The sequence below is a fragment of the Phycisphaerae bacterium genome (assembly GCA_017999985.1).
Taxonomy (GTDB): Bacteria; Planctomycetota; Phycisphaerae; order UBA1845; family Fen-1342; genus JAGNKU01.
Genome location: JAGNKU010000031.1, coordinates 1 through 4,379, shown reverse-complemented (window position 1 = coordinate 4,379; position 4,379 = coordinate 1). Strand labels below are relative to the sequence as shown.

Sequence of the window (4,379 nt, the reverse complement as noted above, 5' to 3'; positions counted from 1 at the left end):
GGGCTGTGGGCACGGCTGGCGAAGAAAAACCAAAAGGGCTGGGAATTCGACGCCGTGATGCACCCCGACTACGGCGTCATGGTCGTCATCGAGCAGGTCGTGCCCACGAACCACCAGGTGCGCGAGATCATGCTGCAGCTCAAGACCGACTTCCTGACCGACCTCACCGAGACGCCATCGTGGCTGGACGCCGAAGAGCATCCCCACGCCGATGCGATCGTCGCTTGCACCAACGGACTGCTGCACCTGCCGACGCGGACGATGCACCCGCACAGCCAGCAGTTTTTCTCACTCAACGCCGTCGACTACGCCTACACGCCCTCGGCTGCCGCGCCGTCCGCCTGGCTGGAATTCCTGCACGACCTGTTCGACGACGACATCGAAGCCGTCGAGACACTGCAGGAGCTCTTCGGCTACTACCTGCTGCCCGACACCCGCCAGCACAAAATCGGCCTGATCGTCGGGCCGAAGCGCGGCGGCAAGGGCACCATCGCCCGCATTCTCACAGGGGTGCTGGGGCGGGCGAACGTCTGCGGCCCGACGCTGGGCAGCCTGGGCATGAACTTCGGGCTGTGGCCGCTGCTGCACAAGCGGCTGGCGATCATCAGCGACGCCCGCCTGAGCGGCCGCACCGATCAGGCCGTCGTCGTGGAACGCCTGCTGAGCATCAGCGGCGAAGATGCCATCACCGTCGATCGCAAGCACCTGCCGCCGTGGACGGGCAAGCTGCCGACGCGCTTCCTGATCCTCACGAACGAGTTGCCGAAGCTGACCGACGCCAGCGGCGCGCTGGCCAGCCGCTTCATCCTGCTGTGCCTCACGCGGTCGTGGTACGGGCGCGAGGACCACGAGCTGACCGAGCGCCTGCTCGAGGAACTGCCCGGCATCCTGAACTGGTCCATCGCCGGCTGGCAGCGGCTGAATGAGCGCGGCCACTTCGTGCAACCGGCGTCGGCGGCGGAAGCGCTGCAGGACCTCGAGGATCTCAGCTCACCGATCCGGGCGTTCGTGCGCGAACGCTGCGAGATCGGCCCAGGCCTGTGCGTCGACGTGGAAGCGCTGTTCGCGGCGTGGCAGGACTACTGCGGCAACACCGGTCGTGAGCGTACGGGCACGATCCAGAGCTTCGGGCGTGACCTGCGCGCGGCATGCCCGGGCCTGCGCATTGTGCAACCGCGTGTCAGCGGTCGTCGCGCTCGGATGTACGAGGGCGTCGCATTGCGTCCTGAGGCCGATACCGGCGCTCTGGCACGCGGTGGCACGCGTGTTTTGCCATTGCACGCGTAGCGATGGCAGATGAACTTTGAAGGGTTCAATGTGAAGCGCATATACGTATATAGCCGCAATGGAATGGATCGCGTGCCATCGCGTGCCAGGTCCAGCGGCCGTGTCGCATCGCCGAGCCAGCAACATTCTCACATGAAAAAGATGCCCGCCCGCTCATGGCGGAATAGGTACTTCCGCGGCGGCGGCGGCCCGAAGCTGGCGTGGGAACCCGCCCCGACCTTCGGTGAGTTTATTTGTTGTACGTGATTCGCGATGACGCACGACGACGACGTCTTCAGCATGCAGATCAGCCACGTGCGGGCCATCCTCGGTTACGCCTGCCGCGAGGTGGCGCGCACGGGCCGGCCGCTGGGCATTCGGCGCTACCGCGCGCTGGACGTCGTGCTCGTGCCCCTGGCCGAATGGCAGCGTCTCAAGCGGCTTGAGCACGCTGAGACCGAAGAACACCCCGGCGGAACCGGGGTGCATGAGGAAGATGGTGATGTTCAGTCAGCCTGGTCGTCGTAGCCCGCGACCTGGCCCGTCGTCGGGTTGTAGCGCGTGCCGCAGGTCGTGCAGCGGACGATGTCGTCGTCCAGCCAGACCAGCAGGTCCATGCACCACTCGCGGCAGGACGGGCACTCGCAGCCGGGCGGCACCGCCTCGTGCGTCCATTCGCCACGGCCAATCAGGTCGCGGCGGTCGGATTCCGGCTCGCGCTGCGTCATCGGCCACCCCCGGCGTTGTACGCGAACAGCCCGCGGTCGGTCTTCTTGAACCGCGACGCGTCGCCCTTGGCGGCGATCTCGCGGATCATGGCGGCGTAGATCGTGGCGTGCGGCGTCTTGCCGCCGCTCTTCCACAGCCCGCCGCCGATCGCGGCGTCGACGATCGCCTTGGCCCGCATCGGCTCGCCGGCGTCGGCCAGGACCTTGGCGGCCGCGTCCAGGCCGCTCATCGGCTTGTCGGCGGCGGGCGTGGCGTCCTTCGTCGCCTTCGCGGGCCGGGCGGACATGTCCGACTTCTGCGGCCGCGTGGCCTTCTTGGTGGCGGCCTTCTTCGTCGCGCTGGGCTTCTTCGTCTTCTTGCTCATGGTCGTGCTCCTGTCTGCGTTTCCGCGTTCGCCCCGGCACGCGCCCGGGCGGCTCGCCATGCGAGCGGGGCACTGAGTTACCTCGACGGGCGGGGGGATCAAGCGCATTTCGGCCTGTTTTTCCCGGCGTTTTTCGCGGCCGAAACCGGCGCGACAGGCCTTGATGTTCTCGGCGGTTTGAGCCAAGGGTGGACGGACGCGAAGGAGGTCAGAACATGCACGTAGCGCTCAACCCGCGGACGCCCGCCGCCGCCTACCTGCGGCGCTCGACCGATCGCCAGGAACAGAGCATCCCCGACCAGCGCAACGAGATCAGACGCTGGGCCGCCGAGCACGGGTACGACATCATCCGTGAGTACATCGACGACGCCGTCTCAGGCACGTCGGCCGACAAGCGGCCCGCGTTCCAGCAGATGATCGCGGACGCCCAGCATGGGCTCTTCAAGGCCGTGATCGTCTGGAACAGCGATCGGTTCAGCCGCGGCGACGTCACCGAGACCGAGCATTACCGCTACGTCCTGCGGAAGGCCGGCGCGACGCTGCTGTCCGTAACGGAAGACTACCTCGCCCGCGAGGGTATCGACGGCGACGTGCTGCGGACCGTGAAGCAGTTCCAGAACCGGCAGTACTCGATCAGCCTGTCGCAGAACACGCTGCGCGGCCAGATCTCATCGGTGCTGGCGGCATCAGACCCTGGCCGCCTGACGCCGTACGGCTACGACCGCGAGATCGTCGGGCCCGACGGGTCGCTGCTCTACCGCGTGCGCTTCCTCGAGTCCGGCGATCGCCAGGTGTTCGACCGCGACGGCAAGCTGACGGCGACGTACCAGAAGGGCCAGTCGCTGAAGAAGCCCGGCAAAGAGTGCCGCGCGCGGCTCGCGCTGAGCACGCCCGAGCGCGTCGCCGCCGTCCGCGACGCCTACCGCATGTGCGTTGAGGGCATGGGCTTCAAGGGCATCGCCGACGAGCTGAACCGCCGCGGCATCCTCAGCCCGCGTGGCAACCTGTGGTGCTTCACGACGATCAAGTCGCTGCTCGAGAACCCGGTCTACCGTGGCGACATCGTCTGGAACCGCCGGACCGAATCGAAGTTCTTCGCTTGCCGCGGCCAGCGTGCCGATCGCATGAAGCCGATGGGCGAGTCCGGCCGCGTGGCGAACATGCCCAGCGACGACTGGATCGTCATCGAAAACGCGACGCCCGCCATCGTCGATCGCGAGACCTGGGATCGCGCGCAGGTGATGGTGCGGCGGCGTTTCGAGGCGAAGGGCGGCCACGGCAAGCAGACGAACCGCTGGCTGCTCAGCGGCGTCCTGCGCTGCGGCGAGTGCGGCTTCGCCTTCTGGGGCGAGCGCAAGCACAAGGGTCACATCCCGGGACGCAAGCCGGTGATCACGCCGTATTACACCTGCGCTGGCCGCCGCGGGCGTGGCAAGGCCGTCTGCGCGACGCCGGCTGCGCTGCGGGCGGACGCCCTCGAAACCTGGGCGCTCGGGAAGTTGCAGGCGCTGATCCTGGCGGACGCCACCGGCGTGGATGAGGCGATCGACCGCTTCGTCGTGGCCGCCAGCGGCCTGGACCAGCCCGCGACCGACATGGCCGCGCTGCAGCGCGAGGCCGAGAAGATCGACACGACCGTGAAAGCGCTGATGACCGGGCTTGATCCCGCGAACCTGCCGATGATCAACGACCAGCTCACGCAGCTGCGGCGGCGTAAGGAACACCTCCAGGCCGAGCTGCGGGCGGCCCGGGCGGCGTCGCGTGGTACGGACGAGCCGGCACTGCGGAAGTGGGCGGCGGAACGGATCACGGGCCTCACGGACGCGGTGGCGGGCCGCCGCAACGAGCGCGTACGGCGCGTGATCGCCAGCTACATCGACGAGATCGTCGTCTACCCGACCGAGCGCCGCGGCGTCATGCGCCTGAACGCGGGCCTCGCGGCGTTGGTTGGCGACGCCCCCTTGGCCCCAAACGCAAGCGACCGGCCCGAAGGCCGGTCGCGGGTTGCTGGTATAGAGGG

At 68.0% G+C, this 4,379-nt stretch carries 5 protein-coding genes; 3 read left to right on the top strand and 2 right to left on the bottom strand.

Annotation, left to right across the window (positions count from 1 at the left end; genetic code table 11):
* Both KA383_20555 and KA383_20550 read left to right on the top strand, forming a co-directional pair.
* A partial coding sequence (locus KA383_20555) for a hypothetical protein (GenBank protein ID MBP7748512.1) occupies positions 1 to 1,287 on the top strand: 1,287 nt, incomplete at its 5' end.
* Between the two features lie 252 nt (positions 1,288 to 1,539).
* Positions 1,540 to 1,794, top strand: coding sequence for a hypothetical protein (locus KA383_20550; protein ID MBP7748511.1), 255 nt, complete (start codon positions 1,540 to 1,542; stop codon positions 1,792 to 1,794).
* Here KA383_20550 and KA383_20545 read toward each other — a convergent pair.
* Together KA383_20545 and KA383_20540 are read right to left on the bottom strand one after the other, a co-directional pair.
* Positions 1,773 to 1,994, bottom strand: a complete 222-nt coding sequence (locus KA383_20545) for a hypothetical protein (protein ID MBP7748510.1) — start codon at positions 1,992 to 1,994, stop codon at positions 1,773 to 1,775. The two genes, KA383_20550 and KA383_20545, sit on opposite strands and share 22 nt — an antisense overlap.
* Positions 1,991 to 2,359 carry a winged helix-turn-helix domain-containing protein gene (locus KA383_20540; protein MBP7748509.1) on the bottom strand — a complete coding sequence of 123 codons (369 nt, stop codon included), beginning with the start codon at positions 2,357 to 2,359 and terminating at the stop codon, positions 1,991 to 1,993. The genes KA383_20545 and KA383_20540 overlap by 4 nt, the downstream gene beginning before the upstream one ends.
* Positions 2,360 to 2,574: 215 nt before the next feature.
* On the opposite strand from KA383_20540, the gene KA383_20535 reads away from it, so the two are divergent.
* On the top strand, positions 2,575 to 4,379 hold a 1,805-nt coding region (locus KA383_20535; GenBank protein MBP7748508.1), incomplete at its 3' end, for a recombinase family protein.

Excerpts from the sequence above, each read along its gene's own strand:
- KA383_20550 (MBP7748511.1), top strand. The coding sequence starts at position 1,540 with ATGACGCACGACGACGACGTCTTCAGCATGCAGATCAGCCACGTGCGG.
- KA383_20545 (MBP7748510.1), bottom strand. The coding sequence starts at position 1,994 with ATGACGCAGCGCGAGCCGGAATCCGACCGCCGCGACCTGATTGGCCGT.
- KA383_20540 (MBP7748509.1), bottom strand. The coding sequence starts at position 2,359 with ATGAGCAAGAAGACGAAGAAGCCCAGCGCGACGAAGAAGGCCGCCACC.